The sequence below is a fragment of the Amycolatopsis sp. lyj-108 genome (genome assembly GCF_046549005.1).
Lineage (GTDB): Bacteria > Actinomycetota > Actinomycetes > Mycobacteriales > Pseudonocardiaceae > Amycolatopsis.
Window position 1 is genome coordinate 317,180 of record NZ_JAJPWQ010000005.1, and the last position, 17,548, is coordinate 334,727.

At 68.9% G+C, this 17,548-nt stretch carries 20 protein-coding genes; 17 read left to right on the forward strand and 3 right to left on the reverse strand.

Going from position 1 to position 17,548, the window contains the following annotated elements; genetic code table 11:
• Window positions 1-9 precede the first annotated feature (9 nt).
• Entirely contained in the window at window positions 10-435 is a 426-nt protein-coding gene (locus ACLJO0_RS20855) for a response regulator transcription factor (protein WP_125786520.1), read from the forward strand.
• 535 nt (window positions 436-970) lie between these two features.
• Here the strand turns inward: ACLJO0_RS20855 and ACLJO0_RS20860 are convergent.
• Together ACLJO0_RS20860 and ACLJO0_RS20865 are read right to left on the reverse strand one after the other, a co-directional pair.
• On the reverse strand, window positions 971-1,585 hold the full coding sequence (locus ACLJO0_RS20860; RefSeq protein ID WP_410580131.1) for a (2Fe-2S)-binding protein: 615 nt from the start codon (window positions 1,583-1,585) through the stop codon (window positions 971-973).
• Complete coding sequence (locus tag ACLJO0_RS20865; protein WP_410580132.1) at window positions 1,585-2,445, reverse strand: putative RNA methyltransferase; 861 nt, start codon at window positions 2,443-2,445, stop codon at window positions 1,585-1,587. The genes ACLJO0_RS20860 and ACLJO0_RS20865 overlap by 1 nt, the downstream gene beginning before the upstream one ends.
• Window positions 2,446-2,620: 175 nt before the next feature.
• On the opposite strand from ACLJO0_RS20865, the gene ACLJO0_RS20870 reads away from it, so the two are divergent.
• From ACLJO0_RS20870 to ACLJO0_RS20895, 6 genes are all read left to right on the forward strand, one after another.
• Window positions 2,621-4,015 (forward strand): ammonium transporter, encoded by a 1,395-nt coding sequence (locus ACLJO0_RS20870; RefSeq protein WP_410580133.1) that lies wholly within the window; start codon window positions 2,621-2,623, stop codon window positions 4,013-4,015.
• Window positions 4,012-4,350: a P-II family nitrogen regulator gene (locus tag ACLJO0_RS20875; RefSeq protein ID WP_125786517.1), complete on the forward strand. Its 339-nt coding sequence runs from the start codon at window positions 4,012-4,014 to the stop codon at window positions 4,348-4,350. Before ACLJO0_RS20870 ends, ACLJO0_RS20875 begins: the two co-directional genes overlap by 4 nt.
• 9 nt (window positions 4,351-4,359) lie before the next feature.
• Complete coding sequence (locus tag ACLJO0_RS20880; protein WP_410580134.1) at window positions 4,360-6,669, forward strand: [protein-PII] uridylyltransferase; 2,310 nt, start codon at window positions 4,360-4,362, stop codon at window positions 6,667-6,669.
• A 40-nt stretch (window positions 6,670-6,709) separates the two neighbouring features.
• On the forward strand, window positions 6,710-7,342 hold the full coding sequence (locus ACLJO0_RS20885) for an EamA family transporter (protein ID WP_410580135.1): 633 nt from the start codon (window positions 6,710-6,712) through the stop codon (window positions 7,340-7,342).
• Window positions 7,343-7,432: 90 nt separating this feature from the next.
• Window positions 7,433-7,825: a hypothetical protein gene (locus ACLJO0_RS20890; protein ID WP_125786515.1), complete on the forward strand. Its 393-nt coding sequence runs from the start codon at window positions 7,433-7,435 to the stop codon at window positions 7,823-7,825.
• 50 nt (window positions 7,826-7,875) lie between these two features.
• Complete coding sequence (locus tag ACLJO0_RS20895; protein WP_410580136.1) at window positions 7,876-8,736, forward strand: Ku protein; 861 nt, start codon at window positions 7,876-7,878, stop codon at window positions 8,734-8,736.
• Between the two features lie 243 nt (window positions 8,737-8,979).
• On the opposite strand, the gene ACLJO0_RS20900 is transcribed toward ACLJO0_RS20895, so the two are convergent.
• A complete protein-coding gene (locus ACLJO0_RS20900) occupies window positions 8,980-9,837 on the reverse strand; it encodes an NAD(P)H-binding protein (RefSeq protein WP_410580137.1) in 858 nt (285 codons plus the stop codon).
• Between the two features lie 70 nt (window positions 9,838-9,907).
• Here ACLJO0_RS20900 and ACLJO0_RS20905 point away from each other — a divergent pair, with 70 nt between their 5' ends.
• The 10 genes from ACLJO0_RS20905 (at window position 9,908) to rplS (ending at window position 17,541) form a co-directional block, all read left to right on the forward strand.
• The gene (locus tag ACLJO0_RS20905; protein ID WP_410580138.1) at window positions 9,908-10,399 is read left to right on the forward strand and encodes a MarR family winged helix-turn-helix transcriptional regulator; all 492 of its coding nucleotides are present in this window, start codon (window positions 9,908-9,910) and stop codon (window positions 10,397-10,399) included.
• A gap of 111 nt (window positions 10,400-10,510) precedes the next feature.
• Window positions 10,511-12,058 (forward strand): signal recognition particle protein, encoded by a 1,548-nt coding sequence (ffh, locus tag ACLJO0_RS20910; RefSeq protein ID WP_410580139.1) that lies wholly within the window; start codon window positions 10,511-10,513, stop codon window positions 12,056-12,058.
• 3 nt (window positions 12,059-12,061) lie between these two features.
• On the forward strand, window positions 12,062-13,135 hold the full coding sequence (locus ACLJO0_RS20915; protein ID WP_410580140.1) for an amidohydrolase family protein: 1,074 nt from the start codon (window positions 12,062-12,064) through the stop codon (window positions 13,133-13,135).
• A 130-nt stretch (window positions 13,136-13,265) separates the two neighbouring features.
• Window positions 13,266-14,015, forward strand: a complete 750-nt coding sequence (locus tag ACLJO0_RS20920) for a CPBP family intramembrane glutamic endopeptidase (RefSeq protein ID WP_125786934.1) — start codon at window positions 13,266-13,268, stop codon at window positions 14,013-14,015.
• Between the two features lie 57 nt (window positions 14,016-14,072).
• Entirely contained in the window at window positions 14,073-14,879 is an 807-nt protein-coding gene (locus ACLJO0_RS20925) for a CPBP family intramembrane glutamic endopeptidase (protein WP_410580141.1), read from the forward strand.
• 158 nt (window positions 14,880-15,037) lie between these two features.
• The gene (gene rpsP, locus ACLJO0_RS20930) at window positions 15,038-15,484 is read left to right on the forward strand and encodes a 30S ribosomal protein S16 (RefSeq protein ID WP_005154724.1); all 447 of its coding nucleotides are present in this window, start codon (window positions 15,038-15,040) and stop codon (window positions 15,482-15,484) included.
• On the forward strand, window positions 15,481-15,720 hold the full coding sequence (locus ACLJO0_RS20935) for an RNA-binding protein (RefSeq protein WP_003103110.1): 240 nt from the start codon (window positions 15,481-15,483) through the stop codon (window positions 15,718-15,720). The genes rpsP and ACLJO0_RS20935 overlap by 4 nt, the downstream gene beginning before the upstream one ends.
• A 16-nt stretch (window positions 15,721-15,736) precedes the next feature.
• Entirely contained in the window at window positions 15,737-16,249 is a 513-nt protein-coding gene (rimM, locus tag ACLJO0_RS20940) for a ribosome maturation factor RimM (protein ID WP_125792730.1), read from the forward strand.
• Complete coding sequence (gene trmD, locus ACLJO0_RS20945) at window positions 16,249-17,013, forward strand: tRNA (guanosine(37)-N1)-methyltransferase TrmD (RefSeq protein WP_125786506.1); 765 nt, start codon at window positions 16,249-16,251, stop codon at window positions 17,011-17,013. The genes rimM and trmD overlap by 1 nt, the downstream gene beginning before the upstream one ends.
• Window positions 17,014-17,172: 159 nt before the next feature.
• Window positions 17,173-17,541 (forward strand): 50S ribosomal protein L19, encoded by a 369-nt coding sequence (rplS, locus tag ACLJO0_RS20950; RefSeq protein WP_125792731.1) that lies wholly within the window; start codon window positions 17,173-17,175, stop codon window positions 17,539-17,541.
• The last annotated feature ends 7 nt before the right edge of the window (window positions 17,542-17,548 follow it).

Sequence of the window (17,548 nt, forward strand, 5' to 3'; positions counted from 1 at the left end):
GGCCGGTCTATGTCCACGAGCCCGGCGGTGGGATTTCCTGCGGCACCGATACACGATCTCGCGCGGCAGCGGAGGAAGGTCGTTTCGGACGACGAAACCGTGCGAAGCCTGGCGAGATCACTCGTCCGGCGGGTCACGGAACTGTGCGACGGGGACGCCGCGATGCGGAGACCGTTGCTCGACCTCACCGAGCACGGCGTCAGATGCCTGCTCGTACCGGTGACGCCGGAGGCGCACGACCTGCTCAGCCCGCGCGAGCACGAAGTGGCGCGCATGGTGAGCCGGGGCTATACGAACAAGCAGATCGCCGGCGTACTGGAAATCAGCCTGAACACGGTTTCCGCGCATATGCGGCGGATCTTCACGAAACTGGGGGTCGGCACTCGTGCGGCGATGGTGGCCGCATTGACCGGGGAGAATCTCGCGGCGGTGTGAAAGGGACCGCGATACGGGCCGGACGGGACTTTCCCGCGTCTGATGTGGTGAAGGGAGCTTTCGTCGCATGGCATGCGGGAATGGCGTCCTTCGCGGAGCGAGGAAGTGCGCGGGGCGCTGTCTGGACCGTGATGCGGCCAGGCCCGCTCTCCAGGGTGGTCGTGAGGGATAAGGCAACGTGTCGTGTCTCGGGCGAGAAGGTGGGCTGGGTGACGCGACACCGCACTCGCGTGTTCAGACTCCGCACTCCCGAGTGCGGCATCCAGGCACGTGAGTTACGTCCCCAAACACGCGAATCACGTCCCCAAACACGCGAGTCACGCCTTGCCCGCTGTCACCAGGGATCACATCTGACGGTAGCGAAAGCCTCCTTCGCTCCGTCAGAGTAGGAAAGGAGGCCTTCACTCGTGGTTCCGGCTGCGGTTGATCTCGGACTCGGTCATCGCCACGTTCGCCCACGTGCACCAGTGGTCACGGCGGCTGAGTGTGAAGGACCCCTTCCCTCGGCTCAGCCGAGGAAACTCGGCCATCACACCTAGCCGAGGGCTCCGCGAAGTCGCCGGTCTCGTTCTTCCGGGGTCTGCCGGGGGCAACTGGTGCACTTCGGGTTGCCCGCCTCGTAGATCAGGCAGCAGGAAGCACGTCGCACCACGGTGTTCCGCCCGATCCGGGTGAACCGCGGCTCCGGCATGCCGAGTCCGATCGCGGCCACGAGCGGTGCCGCCAGCGCGACCGCCCGTTCGGTGTCGCCGGTCCACAGCAGGCGGTTGCCGATCGAATCCGTCGCGATCGCGCCCAGCGCGCGCGGATTCGCCCCGGTGACGGCCGAGATCGTGCCGATCGCCGTGTCCAGCGTTCCGGCGAACGCGGCGCCGAGTTCGGCAAGACCGCCGGGGAGGACCCGTGACGATCGGGCACCGGTGAAGCGCCCGTCCGGGACGAGATCGATGGTGACGGCGTCAAGCGAAGGATCCAGCGGTTCACCACGAACGAGCGATTCGATGGAGGGGGCGACGAGGACGGAAGACAGCGAGTACCACCAGATCGTGCCGAGCACCTCGGGCCGGGAGCAGCCGTAGAGCTTCGCCGCGCCGCCGATGCGGGCGCTGACCCACGCGGTGTCGGCGAGCAGGGTCGCGGGCGCCTCCATCAGGGCACCGGCCGGTACAGCGTGACGCTGAACGACGTGGTGACGTCGACCGGCTCGCTGATCGCGTCGAGCCGTTCACGGCGTCCGTCTCGGTGGAGGTGATGCGCGCTCGGGCCCATCTCGATGACCTGGCGGATCCGCGCGGGCGACAATGTCACCCGCTGGGTGACGTCGTGCCTTTCCACCCGGGTGAAGTGCTCGCCGAGGGTGTCTTCCAGCCGCGCGTCCTTGCCGTCGTCGACGGAGATCACCAGGTCGCCCAGTTCCCGGAGGTGCCCTGGGTTCGGCGTCGCCACGACGAGCAGGCCGTCCGCGGTCAGGACGCGGTGGAACTGCGGGGCGTTACGGGGCGCGAAGACGTTGAGGATCAGTGACGCGCTCGAGTCCGCCACCGGCCAGGGTTCCCACAGGTTCCACACGGCCGCGCCCGCGCGTGTGTGTGCGCGAGCGGCCCGGCGCAGGGCGACGGCCGAGACGTCGAGCGCCAGTCCGTACGCGGCGGGGACGGCGTCGAGCACGTGCGCGAGGTAGTACCCCGTGCCCGCGCCCGCGTCGATGACCATCCCGCTCTCGACGTGGTCCGAAGCCACCTTCGCGAGGGCGTCGGCGAGAGGCAGGTAAGCACCCGAAGAGAGGAGGTCGACGCGAGCCGCGACCATCGGCGCCGTGTCCGCGGTGCCGGCCGGGATGCGCGCGTGCAGAAGGTTGACGTAACCCTGCTTCGCTACGTCGAACGAGTGGCCTCTCCCGCAACGCACCGTGCGGTCGACTGCCCCGACCGGGTCACCGCAGACCGAACACCGCAACGACCGGACGATCTCCGGTGGCAGCGGGTCATGGCCGGATACACGTGCGTTCATGGCCCTATTCGACCACGAGGTTTCGCAACCGGACAGAACGCACCAGGTCTCCGGAAACCTGGACGTAACAACGCCGCACCGACAGTTCACGCGGGTGAAACCTGAATCGCCGCCCGAGGAAACACCGCGGTCCAAAAATTCCTGCGCAGTACACCCCAGGCACGGGAGGAAGATTGTGCTGAACGCAGGAGACACGGCATGGGTACTGATCAGCGCCGCGCTGGTCATGCTCATGACACCGGGATTGGCGTTCTTCTACGGCGGCATGGTCCGCGCGAAGAGCGTCCTGAACATGTTGATGATGAACTTCATCGCGCTCGCCGTGGTCGGCGTCCTCTGGACGCTTTACGGCTTCACGATGGCGTTCGGCAACGACGTGGGCGGCGGGTTGCTCGGTAATTTCGACTTCGCGGGTCTCTCGACCATTTCCGGCAAACTCGCCGGATTCGCGACCGCCGCGACCAGTAGTACGCCCGAGGTCGCGTGGCCCGGCGCGGACGCGCTGCCGCTGTTCGCCTTCGTGATGTTCCAGCTGATGTTCGCGATCATCACGCCCGCGCTGATCTCCGGTGCCATCGCCGACCGCGCCAAGTTCTGGGGCTGGACGCTGTTCGTCGCGGTGTGGGTGACGGTCGTGTACTTCCCGGTCGCGCACTGGGTGTTCTCGTTCAACGGCTTCATCAGCGCCGATTCGGTCGGCGGCTGGATCGCCAACCAGCTCAAGGCGCTCGACTTCGCCGGTGGTACCGCGGTCCACATCAACGCCGGCGCGGCCGGCCTGGCGCTCGCGATCGTGCTCGGCAAGCGCAAGGGCTGGCCGAAGGGCACCGGACGTCCGCACAACGTGCCGTTCGTGCTGCTGGGCGCGGCGTTGCTGTGGTTCGGCTGGTACGGCTTCAACGCCGGTTCGGCGCTGGCCGCCAACGATCTCGCCGCCGTCGCGTTCACCAACACCACCGTCGCGACCGCGGCCGCCATCCTCGGCTGGCTGATCATCGAGCAGATCAAGGTCGGCAAGCCGACGACTCTCGGCGCCGCTTCCGGTGCCGTCGCGGGTCTCGTCGCGATCACCCCGGCGGCCGGGTTCGTCAGCCCGCTGGGGGCCATCGCCATCGGTCTCATCGCCGGTGCCCTGTGCGCACTGGCGATCGGCCTCAAGTTCCGCTTCGGTTTCGACGACTCCCTCGACGTCGTCGGCGTCCACCTCGTGGGTGGTCTCGTCGGTACGCTGCTCATCGGTTTCTTCGGCACCACCAGCGTCAACTCGCTCGGTGTCGACGGCCTCTTCTACGGCGGCGGCCTCGGCCAGCTCGGCAAGCAGGCGCTCGCGGCGGCCGCGGTCCTCTTGTACTCGTTCGTGCTCACCTTCGTCATCGGCTGGGTGATCAAGAAGCTCGGCGGGTTCCGCGTCAGCGCGGAGGACGAGGTCAGTGGTATCGATGAGGCCCAGCACGCGGAGAGCGCGTACGACTTCACCGGATCGGGCGGTGGCCTCGGCCAGCCGAGTTCCATCCCGGTCAAGTCGTCCACCGGCAACGCGGCCACGAAACTCGAGGAGAGCAAGGCATGAAGCTGATCACCGCGATCGTCAAGCCGTTCACGCTCGACGACGTCCGTTCCGCGCTGGAGCAGCTGGGTGTGCTCGGCATGACGGTCAGCGAGGTACAGGGCTACGGCAGGCAGAAGGGCCACACCGAGGTCTACCGGGGTGCGGAGTACTCCGTGGACTTCGTGGCGAAGCTGAGGGTCGAGGTCGTCACCGACGATTCCAACGTGGAGAAGGTCCTCGACGCGATCACCACGGCCGCCCACACCGGCAAGATCGGCGACGGCAAGATCTGGGTGACGTCGGTCGAGACGGTGATCCGGGTACGCACCGGCGAACGCGGCTCGGACGCGCTATAGGCGTCACGGATGGCCGACGGGGGTGAACTGGTCAAGGCCACCGAGCGTTTGCTCGAGGGCAGGCACGGGAGGCTGGGGGCGTCCGCTTTGCGGGCGGCCCTGGTCGACCTCTACGAATTCTGGTTGGGCAAGGGCGCCGCGGCGGCCGGCGTCGACACCGCTGAACCCGGTGTCGCGCTGGCCGCCGTCGGTGGCCTCGGGCGCAGCGAACTGGTGCCCTTCTCCGATCTCGACCTCTTGTTGCTGCACAACGGCAACTCGAAGGTCGGCGAGATCGCCGACGCGATCTGGTATCCGTTGTGGGACGCCAAGATCGGCCTCGACCACTCGGTCCGCACACCGGGTGAGGCGCTGAAGGTGGCGTCCGAGGATCTGCGGACCGCGATGGGACTGCTCGACATCCGGCCTATCGCCGGGGACGCCGAGATCACCGCCAGGCTGGCCGCCGCGGCACGGGACCAGTGGCGGCGGACCGCCAGGAAAAGGCTCGGCGAACTGTCGGACGCGGTGCGTCAGCGCTGGGTTCGCAGTGGTGAGATCGCGCAGTCCGCCGAGCCGGATCTCAAGCACGGCCGAGGCGGGCTTCGCGACTTCGCCATCCTGGAGGCGTTGGCGGCGGCTCAGCTGACGGCGAGGCCCGGTGAGGAACTGCTGGCGGCCAAGAGTCTGTTGCTGGACGTCCGGACGGAGTTGCGTCGCGAACTGCGCCGGGAGCGGGACATCCTGAGCGCGCCGGAGGCCGAGACGGTCGCGGGTGAACTCGGCTTCGGTGACCGGTTCACCTTGGCGCGCAAGCTTTCCGGCGCCGGGCGGACGATCGCGTACGCGGTCGACGTGGCACTTCAGTCCACTGTGGAGCAACCCAAAGCGCGGTTCGGGCGGCGGCCGGTGCGTTCCCCGCTCGACGAAGGTGTGGTCCTGCACGGGAACGAGGTCGCGCTGGCGCGGGACGCGGTACCGGCCAAGGATCCGGCGCTGCTGCTGCGGGTCGCCGCGGCTTCGGCCCGGATCCGGAAGCCCATTTCGCACGGTACCTTGCGGGCGCTCGCCGAAACCGCGCCGGAACTGCGTGCGCCATGGCCGGCCGATGCCCTCAAGGCGCTGGTGGAGCTGCTCGGCGCGGGCGAGGGGCTCGTCGACGCCGTGGAGGCGCTGGACCGCACCGGGCTGTGGGCGCGATTGTTCCCCGAATGGGGTGCGGTGCGGGATCTCCCGCCGAGGTCGCCGGTGCATTCGTGGACCGTCGACCGACATCTCGTGCGTGCCGCCGTCGAGGCGTCGAAACTGACGACCACCGTTTCGCGGCCGGATCTGTTGCTGATCGGCGCGCTGCTGCACGACATCGGCAAGGGACGCGACGCGGACCATTCCGAACTCGGCGCGAAGATCAGTGCCCAGGTGGCGGCGCGGCTCGGCTTGTCGCCCGCGGATTCCGCGCTGGTGTCGGCGATGGTCCGGCATCACTTGTTGTTGCCGCATACCGCGACGCGGCGGGACATCAGCGATCCCGCCACGATCCAGCGGGTGACGAAGACGCTCGACGAAAACCTGGTCCTGCTGGAACTCCTGCACGCGTTGACGACGGCCGATTCGCTGGCCACCGGGCTGGGCGTGTGGACCGACTGGAAGGCGCGGCTGCTCGCCGAACTCGTGTCCGGTTGCGAGGAAGCGTTGCACGGCAAGGGCTTCGTACCACCGGAGCCGATGGGCGCCGAGCAACGGGAGCTCGTCGCCGAAGCCGTCGCGTCCGGCCGTGGCGAGGTGCGCATCACGGCCGCCGGCAAGGTCGTGACCGTGGTGCTCGCCGTCCCGGCGCGCGCCGAACTGCTGGCCCCCGCGGCCGGGGTACTCGCGTTGAACTCGCTCGAGGTCCACGCGGCGGTGCTGCGCGGGCACGACGGGGGACGGGCGGGCGTGTTCACGGCGTCGCCGAAGTTCGGCTCGCTGCCCGACGTCACCCTGCTGCGTGAGCAGTTCGCGCGGGCGGTGGCCGGGACGCTCCCGCTCACCCAGCGGCTCGCGGCGAAGGAACGGGACTACGGCGAGACTCCCACGGCGAACGTGAAGGTGATCTGGTTCGACGACGAGACCAGCGGGCACGACACGGTCGTCGTCGAACTGCGGGCCGCGAACCGGATCGGGCTGCTGTACCGGGTCGCGGGCGCGTTGCGGCGGTGTGAGGCCGAGGTGCGCTGGGCGAAGGTGGCCACCCTCGGTGGCGCGGTCGTCGACTCGTTCGCCATCGCGCCACGGACGGGTCGCGTCGACCAGGCGTGGCGGTCGAAGATCGAAGCCGCGTTGCTGGCCGCCGCGTCCTGACCCCGCTGATCGTTATCTCGGCTGGGGCGCGGCTTCCGGGGTGGGCACGGGCTTCGGCATGGTCTTCCTGTTCCGGGCGATGGCCAGTGGCGCGTTGAGCATCGTGGTGCCGGTCAGCGCGGTGGGGAGCGTGACCCTGCCGGTGATCACCGGGGTGGCGTTACTCGGCGAACGTCCCTCGGCGCCGGCCTGGTTCGGAATCGGGCTGGCGATCTGCGCGCTGTGGGCGGTGTCGCGTTCCGGCCACGGCGACGGGCCGGGGGCGACGCCCGCCGCCCGCGTCGCGCTCATCGCGAGCGTGGGTTTCGCCGTCCAGTACCTCGCCCTCGCGCAGGCGGCGCCGCAAGCCGGTCTCTGGCCGTTGGTGGCGAGCAGACTCGCCGCGACGCTGACGGTCCTGCCCATGGCACTGCCGTCCGGAAGCAGCCTTCGCCTTCCTCCACGCCTGGCGGCACTTTCCGCGCTGAACGGGTGCTTCGCGGCGCTTTCGCTGATGCTCTACCTGTTCGCCACCCGGGAGGGACTGACCACGATCGCCGTCGTCCTCGCGTCGTTCTACCCGGTCGTGTCCGTGGTGCTCGGCATCGTGGCGTTGCGTGAACGGCCGTCAAGGATCCAGGCCACCGGACTCGCCGGAGCGGCGGCCGCGGTGGTCGTGCTCGGCTTCGGCTGACCTCGACCAGGGTGTCGCGCGAGTGGCGGAGGGTAATGGTGGCAGGATGTCCGCCGTCGAGACCCGAAGGATCCGGAGGGCGGTGATCACGTGCTCGGTCACGAGCCGAATTCGCCCGGGCCACAGCGGATCACGCTGCCGCCGACCGTGGTCGCCTCCCACCTGCGCGCATGCGCTGACGACCTCGCCGTCAGCCTGACCGCGTCGGGCACCGCGGCGACCGTGCCCGAACTGCTCAAAGTGGTCCGGCACCTCGTCGCGGGCCAGCAGGCGCTCGCCATCGCGCTCGAAGGGATGGCGGGCCGGGTCGAAGGTGGCGGCCAGGGTGCGCTGGCCACCGCCCCGATGATCGACGTCGAGGTCGTCGCGGAAGTACTCCGGGCGGCGGCCACCGCTGTCGACTGTTCGGCCGAAGCACTCGCCGAATCGCGTCCGTCATTCGAATGTGTGAGCGATTCAGTCGCCCCTGACACCCGTTTGTAGCTGTCCCGCCGCTTCGGCGCGTGGATACGCTGACCAGGCGGAGGTGGGCCATGCGCGCGGTGTGGAAAGGCACGATCGGCTTCGGGACCTATGCCATTCCGGTGAAGGCGTACAGCGCGACCGAAGAGCACGACATCCCCCTCCACCAGGTGCACGAGCCCGACGGCGGCCGGGTGCGGGTGAAATGGGTCTGCGAGGTCGACGGCGCCGAGGTGCCCGCGGCCGAGATCGTCAAAGGGCATCCCGTCCCCAACGGTGACGTCGTCCTGCTGACTTCCGCGGACTTCGCGTCGCTGATCGCGCCGACCACCCAGTCGATGGACGTCGTCGGTTTCACCCCGGCCGAACAGGTCGACTCGATGTACTTCGCGCGCAGTTACTACCTCGAACCGGAGCCGGCGGGCACCAAGCCGTACGTGCTGTTGAGCGAGGCACTGCAGCAGTCCGGGCGGATCGCGATCGTGAAGGTGACGCTGCGGCAACGCGAAACGCTGGCCGCGCTGCGCGTCCGGGATCAGGTGATCGTGCTCGAGATGATGCTGTGGCCCGACGAGATCCGGCGACCCGACTTCCCGTTCCTGCACGAGGACGTCGACCTGCGGCGCGGGGAACTGCGGAACGCGGTCTCGCTGATCGAGGACCTCACGCGGGATTTCGAACCCGGCCGGTACACCGATCGCTACCGGGAGGCGCTCGAAGCGCTGATCCAGGCCAAGGTGGACGGGGACGACGTCCTGCAGCCGACCGCGGCCGAACAGGCGGAGGGCGTCACGCGACTGCTGGCGGCCTTGCAGCAGAGCGCGGTCGAAGCCGATCGCGCTCCGGTCGAGAAGGCCAAGGAAGCGGCGGCGAAGGCGCGCCAGGCGCGTACGCGGGCGAAGAAGGCCTCATCGTCTGCCAAGACCAGCTGAGTAGTTCTACCCAGGGATAGTTGGGGGTCTTCACGCTGCCGTGACCCCGCGGTGACCGGGCATTCTCATGTCATCGCGCGGAGAGAGCGCGGGAGCGAATCGCCTGGTACTGGGGGTCTGGCGAAACCGGTTCCCGCGAAACTCGCCAAGTGTGCTTACGGTCGGCTCGCGGGGAGCGAGCCTTCCGTAGGGGCTCCGGTACCGGTCTGCGAGGGGCGGCCGGTCCCGGAGCCCTGTTCTGCGTCAGTCCCGGAACGCCGAGGCGTTGTCCGCGACCCAGTCCGCGTAGCTTCGCGGCGGGCGCCCGAGTGCCTCCGCCACTCCGTCGGTGACGAGGCCGGGCTGGCCGGCGAGCCGCCGGTACCTGTTCATCAAAGCCTCGACGAACGCTTCGGGGAAGCCTCGCGCGATCATCGTCTTCGCGGCCACGTCGGCCGGAACTTCTTGGTACCGCAAGGTTTTGCCGAGCACCGTGCCGATCACCTCCACCATTTCCGCGTGGGTGAGCGACCGTTGGCCGGTCAGTTCGAGTTTCCGCCCGGTGAACTCGTCGCTCAGCAGGGCGCGGGCCGCGACGTCTGCCAGGTCCCGCTCGTGCAGCGGCGCTTCGGCGAAGTCCGCGAAGGGACCGAAGACGACATCGCCCGCGCTGATCTGGCCTGCCCAGGTCAGCCGGGTGTTGGCCGCGAAGAAGGACGCCCGCAGGCTCACCCACTCCAGGCCGCTGGCGACGGCGGCCTCTTCGACCTCTTTGTTCCGGTCGCCCTGGAAACGCGACGGCTGGTGGTCCGCGGGCTCGTCGACGTTGGTGGCGGACAACGCGACAACCCGTCGCACGCCGTGGTCTTTCGCCAGCGCGAGCACTTCGGAGGGTGCGGCGGCCGCGGCCCGTGAATGCAGGAAGATCCCGGTGACGCCCGCCATGAAGGGAGCGATGCTGTCGGGGCGCGACGGATCCCCTTCGACGACTTCGACTCCCGAAGGCCAGCCGGACGCGGCTTTGGCGTCGCGAGTCAGGGCGCGGACGCGTGCGCCGGCCGCGGTGAGGCTGTCGATCAACGGCCGTCCGACGGTCCCGCTCGCCCCAGTGATCAGGTACATGACCCGCTCCTTTGCTGAGTGTCATACAATATGAAAACCGTATCACTTTGGGACATGGAAACGAGATGATATGACTTCCGTAACACCTGAGGGCAGGCCTCGGCGACGGAAGGTCGCGGTGATCAAACGGGCGTTGCGCGCGCTGAACAACCAGCTCTCGCTCTTCAATCACCAGGTCAGCGCCAAGGTCGCGCTCAAGCCGGTGGACTTCGACTGCCTCGAGCTGCTGAACCTGCACGGACCGTTGAGCCCGAGCGCGCTGGCGAAGCAGGCGGGCCTGCATCCAGCCACCATGACCGGGGTGCTGGACCGTTTGCAGCGCGCGGGATGGATCGCCCGTGACCGGCCGCCGGACGCGGCCGACCGCCGCGCGGTCGTCGTCTCGGCGACCGGCGATCGCGACGGTGACGTGTACCGGCACCTGGCGGGGATGAACGCGAAGATGGACGACGTCTGCGCCGGCTACACCGACGCGGAGCTGGACCTGATCGCCGATTTCCTGCGGCGCACCACCATGGCGGGGAAAGACGCAACCGGGGACCTCTCCGGGGAATCCGGATAGGCGGCCTCGTCCGCAACCGCGTCAAACGCCGGCCCCGGACACCGACTACTCTGGAAAGCCGTCGGTCCGTACCGGCAAGCCACGACGACCCCAGCTGGAGCGTGCACACCCGTGTTCGACACCCTCTCCGATCGGCTCACGTCCGCCCTGCAGACCCTGTCTCGCAAGGGCAGGCTCTCCGACGCCGACATCGACGCCACCGCGCGTGAGATCCGTATCGCGCTGCTCGAGGCGGATGTCGCGCTGTCGGTGGTCAAGGACTTCATCGCCAGGATCAAGGAGCGCGCCAAGGGTGCCGAGGTGCACGGCGCGCTGAACCCGGCGCAGCAGGTCATCAAGATCGTCAACGAGGAACTCGTCACCATCCTCGGCGGCGAGACCAGGCGGCTCACGTTCGCGAAGAACCCGCCGACGGTCATCATGCTCGCGGGTCTGCAGGGTGCCGGTAAGACGACGCTCGCGGGCAAGCTCGCGATGTGGCTGAAGAAGCAGGGCCACGCGCCGATGCTGGTCGCCTGTGACCTCCAGCGCCCCAACGCGGTCACGCAGCTGCAGGTCGTCGGCGAGCGGGCCGGGGTCGCGGTCTTCGCGCCCGAGCCCGGCAACGGGGTCGGCGACCCGGTCGACGTCGCCCGCCGCGCCATCGACGAGGCCAAGCGCGCCCAGCACGACATCGTCCTCGTCGACACCGCCGGCCGCCTCGGCGTCGACGAAGAGCTCATGAAGCAGGCCGCGAACATCCGCGACGCCGTTTCGCCGGACGAGACGCTGTTCGTCGTCGACGCGATGATCGGTCAGGACGCGGTCACCACGGCCGAAGCGTTCCGCGACGGCGTCGGCTTCACCGGTGTCGTGCTCACCAAGCTCGACGGTGACGCCCGCGGTGGTGCCGCGCTGTCGGTCCGCCAGGTCACCGGCCAGCCGATCCTGTTCGCCTCGAACGGTGAGAAGCTCGAAGACTTCGACCTCTTCCACCCGGACCGGATGGCCAGCCGGATCCTCGGCATGGGCGACGTGCTCAGCCTCATCGAGCAGGCCGAGCAGCACTTCGACCAGGAGAAGGCCGAGCAGACCGCGGCCAAACTCGGCAGCGGGCAGCTCACCCTCGAGGACTTCCTCGAGCAGATGCTCGCGGTCCGCAAGATGGGCCCGATCGGCAACCTGCTCGGCATGCTGCCCGGCGCCGGGCAGATGAAGGACCAGCTCGCGCAGGTCGACGACAAGCAGCTCGACAAGCTGCAGGCGATCATCCGCGGCATGACCCCCGCCGAGCGGGCGGACCCGAAGATCATCAACGCCTCGCGCCGCGTCCGGATCTCGAAGGGGTCCGGTGTCGCCGTCCGCGACGTCAACGACCTGGTCAACCGGTTCTTCGAAGCGCGCAAGATGATGGCGCAGATGGCGGGCCGCTTCGGCTTCGGCGGCGGAGGTGGCGGCAGCAAGAACCGCAAGGGCAAGAAGGGGAAGAAGGGCAAGGGGCGCGGTCCGACGCAGCCCAAGGTCCGCGGCGGCTTCCCCGGCGGCATGCCGATGCTGCCCCCGGGCGGGATGCCCGGCGGCGCCGGCGGCGGCGGGATGCCCGACCTCTCCCAGCTCGGCGGCATGAACGACGTACCCGGGTTCGACCCGAAGAAGTTCAAGCTGCCGAAGGACAAATAGCCTGTGGAGGCGCTGCACCTGGCAGGCGTCGTCCTGCCGGACGGCGAGCACCGTGAGCTGTGGGTCACCGGCGGCCGGATCACCACCGAGCCGGTCGCCGGAGCGGAAACCGTGGTCCGGGAAGGCTTTCTGGTCCCCGGACTGGTCGACGCGCATTGTCACCCCGGCATCGGGGTCGGCGGCGCGACCACCCTCGAAGAGGCCACCGAACAGGCGATCACCGATCGCGACGCCGGGACGCTGCTGATCCGCGACTGCGGGCTGCCGATCGACGTCCGGCCGCTGCAGGAGCGTGCCGATCTGCCGCGGATCATCCGCGCCGGACGGCATCTCGCCCTGCGCAAGCGCTACATCCCCGGCCTCGGCATCGAACTCGATGACCCGGCCGAACTGCCGAAGGCGGTCGCCGAACAGGCCCGCGAGGGCGACGGCTGGGTCAAACTCGTCGGCGACTGGATCGACCGCGGCGTCGGCGATCTCGCGCCGCTGTGGCCCGACGACGTCCTCGCCGAGGCCATCGCCGTCGCGCACGCCGCGGGCGCCAAGGTGACGGCGCACGTGTTCGGCCAGGCCGCGTTGCCGGGCTTGATCGACGCGGGGATCGACTGCCTCGAACACGGCACGGAACTCCTCCCGGACCAGCTGGACGTCCTCGCCGAACGCGGGATCGCGCTCGTGCCGACCCTGATCAACATCGAGAACTTCCCCGGGATCGCCGACAAGGCGGGCAAATACCCGGTGTACGCCGACCACATGCGGGCGCTGCACGCCGGCGTGGGGGAGATGGTGTCGACGGCGATCGAGGCGGGCGTGCGGGTGTACGCCGGAAGCGACGCGGGCGGCATGGTCGAACACGGCAGGCTCGTCGACGAGATCGAGGCACTCCACAAGGCGGGCATGTCCGCCGAGCAGGCGCTGGCTTCGGCTTCGTGGGCGGCCCGCGAATGGCTGGGCGTGCCCGGAATCGTGGACGGCGCTTCGGCCGATCTGCTCGTCTACCCGGCCGACCCGCGTGAGGATCTCGCGGTGCTGCGGCATCCGAGCCATATCGTCCTGCGTGGCAAGATCTACGCCTAGCTGAAGGGGACTTTCCCCGCATCTCACGAGGTGAAGGGCGCTTTACCCCCATGGCATGCGGGTAAAGCGTCCTTCAGCTCCCTGACCCGACTCCATCCGTCACCGGAGCGGCACTTAGCGTGGAGGCGTGGTGGACGACGGGCAGGCTCGCGAGCGTCTGGTGCTCGGAGCGCACTGGGGCTTCGTAGCGTTCTTCGCGGGCATCGCCGGATACCACCTCGTCACGCTCGTCATGAGCTTCGTGATGTCAGGCCGCTTCGGCGGCTACGACCCCCTCGAACTCCGTGACGTCGGCCCGCTGCTGATCCTCGCGTTCCTGCCGACCCTCGTACTCGGTCTCGGCCCGGCGGTCGGCTCCCGCCTCTGGGGACAGGGGCTTCGCGAAGACTTCGGGCTCAAGCCCACCTGGCGCGACGTCCGGATCGGACTCGCCTGCGGAGCGGCCGCGCTCGCCGCCGGCTACCTCCTCAACCTGCTCCTGCTCGCCGTCTACGGGACCGACAGCGACGACAGGACCTTTTCCGACGTCTCGCCCGGCCCGATCACCGAACTGTCCGGCACCACCGAAGGCGACACGGTCTGGCTGGTGCTGGCCGCGGTCATCGTCGTCCTCGCCGCCCCGGTCACCGAAGAACTGCTCTTCCGCGGCACCCTGTGGAACGCGATGGGTTTCCACCGCCTGCCCTCGTGGGTGATCCTGCTGGTCACCGCGCTGGTTTTCGCCCAGCTGCACGGGGAAGCCGCGCGCACGATCGCGCTGTTCGGCCAAGGCATCGCCATCGGCCTCGCCCGCTATCTTTCCGGCAGGGTGAGCGCGTCCGTCATCGCGCACGCGGCCAACAACCTCCCACCGGCTGTATTGCTCTTCGCGGCGAGGTGATCGCCCGTCAAGGCGGTTAGAGTCTTTGAGTAACCGAACGATCACCGGAGGATCGGCGTGACCGTATCTCAGCCCAGGGAGCCGATCCCCGAGGCCGCGCCGCCGGACGAACCACCTGCCGGAGGTGAGGTGGCCGCGCTCGACACGCCACCGTCGCATCGCTGGGGATTCGGGGCCTTCCTCCTGGTGGAAGCCGTCCTCCTGGCGTCGGCGGCGTTCATCAGCGTCCTGCTCGGCGACGTCCAGCCCGGCCAGCCACTGCCGATGCGCATGGTGCTGCTGGGCACCATGGTGCCGACGATGATCGCCGCCGGGGTCGCGCTGCTGATCACCCGGTTGCGTGGCAACGGCCCGTTCGTCGACCTGCGGATCGGCTGGAGCTGGGCCGACGTCAAAATCGGGCTCAAGCTCGGTGTGCTCGGGCTCGGGTTCACCTCGCTCGCCGCCTACGTCTGGACGCAGGTCGTCGGCAATGAGAACGCGACGTCGGCGATCAGCGCGCTCGTGGAAGACCGGCGGATGTCGGTCTCGGCCGCCGTCGTCATGTTCATCTACCTGTGGCTGGTCGGGCCGATCTGCGAGGAGATCATCTACCGCGGCCTGCTGTGGGGAGCGGTGGAACGGCTGACGTGGCGCACCGAACGCTGGGGGAGGATCGCGGCGTTCCTGGTCTCCACGGCCGTTTTCGCGGCGAGCCACCTCGAACCGCTGCGCACCACGCTGCTGCTGGTGATCGCGATCCCGATCGGGCTCGCCAGGGTGTTCACCGGACGGCTGCTCGGCAGCGTCGTCGCCCATCAGGTGAACAACTTCCTCCCGGCCGTGACGATCCTGCTCGCCTCGCTCGGGATAGCCGCGTTCTGACGGCCGGTCGGCGTCTGGCAGAATGTACGCTTGCCTGCTTTGGCCGGACCCTCTCACCGCGCCCGAGCTTCGGACCTTCGGGTGTGCGCAGCCGTTCCCCACTCGGCTGGCGCACGCCTTCCACCTGCATCAGAGAGAACTGAGGAGTACCCACACCCGTGGCCGTCAAGATCAAGCTGCAGCGTCTCGGCAAGATCCGTGCGCCGTACTACCGCATCATCGTCGCCGACGCGCGCACTCGCCGTGATGGCAAGGCCATCGAGACGATCGGCAAGTACCACCCGAAGGAAGAGCCCAGCTTCATCGAGGTCGACACCGAGCGTGCCCAGCACTGGCTGTCCGTCGGCGCCCAGCCGACCGAGCCGGTCCAGCGCATCCTCGAGATCACCGGAGACTGGCAGAAGTTCAAGGGCCTGCCGGGCGCCGAGGGCACCCTGAAGGTCGCCGAGCCGAAGCCGTCGAAGCAGGACCTGTTCAACGCCGCGCTCGCCGCCGCCGGTGACTCGGCCTCCGCCGAGGCCACCACGCCGAAGAAGAAGTCCGCCCCGAAGAAGGCCGAAGCCGACAAGGCCGAGGCCGCCGAGGGTGACAAGGCCGAGGCGTGAGCTTCCTCGCTGACTCCCTCGAGCACCTGGTGCGCGGGATCGTCGACAACCCGGACGAGGTCCGGGTCGAGCTGCTGACCACTCGCCGTGGCCGCACGCTCGAGGTGCATGTGCACCCCGACGATCTCGGCAAGGTGATCGGCCGGGGCGGTCGTACCGCGACCGCCCTGCGCACCGTCATGGGCGGCATCGGTGGCCGCGGCGTCCGTGTGGACGTCGTCGACACCGATCGCTGACCAAGGACACAACGGGATGGACGTCGTAGTAGGCCGGATCGCCAAGGCGCACGGAATCCGCGGGGAACTCGCGGTGGACGTGCGCACGGATTCGCCGGAACAGCGATTCGCGGTCGGTTCGGCCGTCACGACGAAGCTGCGTGACGGCAGTAGCAGAAACCTCACCATCGCAGCCGCCCGCGAGCACAGCGGGCGGCTGCTGGTGCGTTTCGAAGAGGTGCCGACCAGGGACGTCGCGGAAACCCTCCGCGGCGCGCTGCTGATCGCCGACACCTCGACGCTGCCGCCGACCGAAGACCCCGACGAGTTCTACGACCACGAACTCGAAGGACTGCGGGCCGAACTCGCCGATGGCACCGTCCTCGGCAAGGTGCTCGAAATCGTGCATTCGCCCGCCGGGGAACTGCTTTCGATCGAACACGACGGACGTGAGGTGCTGGTGCCGTTCGTGAAGGCGATCGTCCCGGCGGTGGACGTCCCGGGCGGCCGTGTGGTCGTCGACCCGCCGGAAGGCCTGCTGGACGCCTGATGCGCCTCGACGTCGTCACGATCTTCCCCGAATACCTCGACCCGCTCCGCGCCGCGTTGCTCGGCCGCGCGATCGACCGCGGCCTCATCGAGGTCGGCGTGCACGACCTGCGGAACTGGACGCACGACGTCCACCGCGCGGTCGACGACGCGCCGTACGGCGGCGGGCCGGGAATGGTGATGAAACCGCAGATCTGGGGCCCCGCCCTGGACGACGTCTGCGGCGAGAACACCCGCCTCGTGGTACCCACCCCGGCCGGGCGGCCGTTCACCCAGGCCATGGCCCACCAGTACGCCGCCGAGGAGCACCTAGTGTTCGCGTGCGGCCGCTACGAGGGCATCGACCAGCGGGTGATCGACGACGCCGCGAAGCGGATGCCCGTCGACGAGGTCTCGATCGGCGACTACGTGCTGGTGGGCGGCGAGGCCGCGGTGCTGGTGATGGTCGAGGCCGTCGTCCGGCTGCTGCCCGGCGTCCTCGGCAACGCCCGCTCCGCCGAGGAGGACTCGTTCTCCGACGGCCTGCTCGAAGGCCCCAGCTACACCCGGCCGGAGGTCTGGAGGGACCTGGCCGTGCCGGACGTCCTGCGCTCGGGGAACCACGCGCTGATCGACCGCTGGCGCCGTGACCAGGCGCTGGAACGCACCGTCCGGCGCAGGCCCGAACTGATCGGGCAACTGCCGGAAGGTAGTCTCGACAAGCACGATCTCGGGGTCCTCGAGCGGTTGCACGAGGACACCGGCCAGGCCGGGTCAAGTACCTGAGTCCCGGTCTGCAATACTTGACAGGTTGGCGTGAGTGGACGCGCGGCTTTCGAGTCGGCGCCGTACACCGGAACGCCATCAGCCCCCGGGTAGGTCGCAGTCCCGATACTGCGCGCCCAAGCTGCACGTAAGCCATACGAAGACGAGGACGGACCACCGATGAACACCCTGGACGCGCTGGATGCGCAGTCACTGCGTTCCGACATCCCGGACTTCCGACCGGGCGACACGCTCAAGGTTCACGTCCGCGTCATCGAGGGCAACCGCGAGCGTAACCAGATCTTCCAGGGCGTCGTGCTGCGTCGCCAGGGCGGCGGCATCCGCGAGACCTTCACAGTCCGCAAGGTGTCGTTCGGCATCGGCGTGGAGCGCACCTTCCCGGTGCACTCGCCGAACATCGCCGAGGTCGAGGTCTACAAGCGCGGCGACGTCCGCCGGGCGAAGCTGTACTACCTCCGCGAGCTGCGCGGCAAGGCCGCCAAGATCAAGGAACGCCGCGAAAACCGCGAGAAGACCTCCGCTTCCTGAGTAGCCT

Excerpts from the sequence above, each read along its gene's own strand:
- ACLJO0_RS20855 (WP_125786520.1), top strand. The coding sequence starts at position 10 with ATGTCCACGAGCCCGGCGGTGGGATTTCCTGCGGCACCGATACACGAT.
- ACLJO0_RS20860 (WP_410580131.1), bottom strand. The coding sequence starts at position 1,585 with ATGGAGGCGCCCGCGACCCTGCTCGCCGACACCGCGTGGGTCAGCGCC.
- ACLJO0_RS20865 (WP_410580132.1), bottom strand. The coding sequence starts at position 2,445 with ATGAACGCACGTGTATCCGGCCATGACCCGCTGCCACCGGAGATCGTC.
- ACLJO0_RS20875 (WP_125786517.1), top strand. The coding sequence starts at position 4,012 with ATGAAGCTGATCACCGCGATCGTCAAGCCGTTCACGCTCGACGACGTC.
- ACLJO0_RS20880 (WP_410580134.1), top strand. The coding sequence starts at position 4,360 with ATGGCCGACGGGGGTGAACTGGTCAAGGCCACCGAGCGTTTGCTCGAG.
- ACLJO0_RS20895 (WP_410580136.1), top strand. The coding sequence starts at position 7,876 with ATGCGCGCGGTGTGGAAAGGCACGATCGGCTTCGGGACCTATGCCATT.
- ACLJO0_RS20900 (WP_410580137.1), bottom strand. The coding sequence starts at position 9,837 with ATGTACCTGATCACTGGGGCGAGCGGGACCGTCGGACGGCCGTTGATC.
- ACLJO0_RS20905 (WP_410580138.1), top strand. The coding sequence starts at position 9,908 with ATGACTTCCGTAACACCTGAGGGCAGGCCTCGGCGACGGAAGGTCGCG.
- rimM (WP_125792730.1), top strand. The coding sequence starts at position 15,737 with ATGGACGTCGTAGTAGGCCGGATCGCCAAGGCGCACGGAATCCGCGGG.
- trmD (WP_125786506.1), top strand. The coding sequence starts at position 16,249 with ATGCGCCTCGACGTCGTCACGATCTTCCCCGAATACCTCGACCCGCTC.
- rplS (WP_125792731.1), top strand. The coding sequence starts at position 17,173 with ATGAACACCCTGGACGCGCTGGATGCGCAGTCACTGCGTTCCGACATC.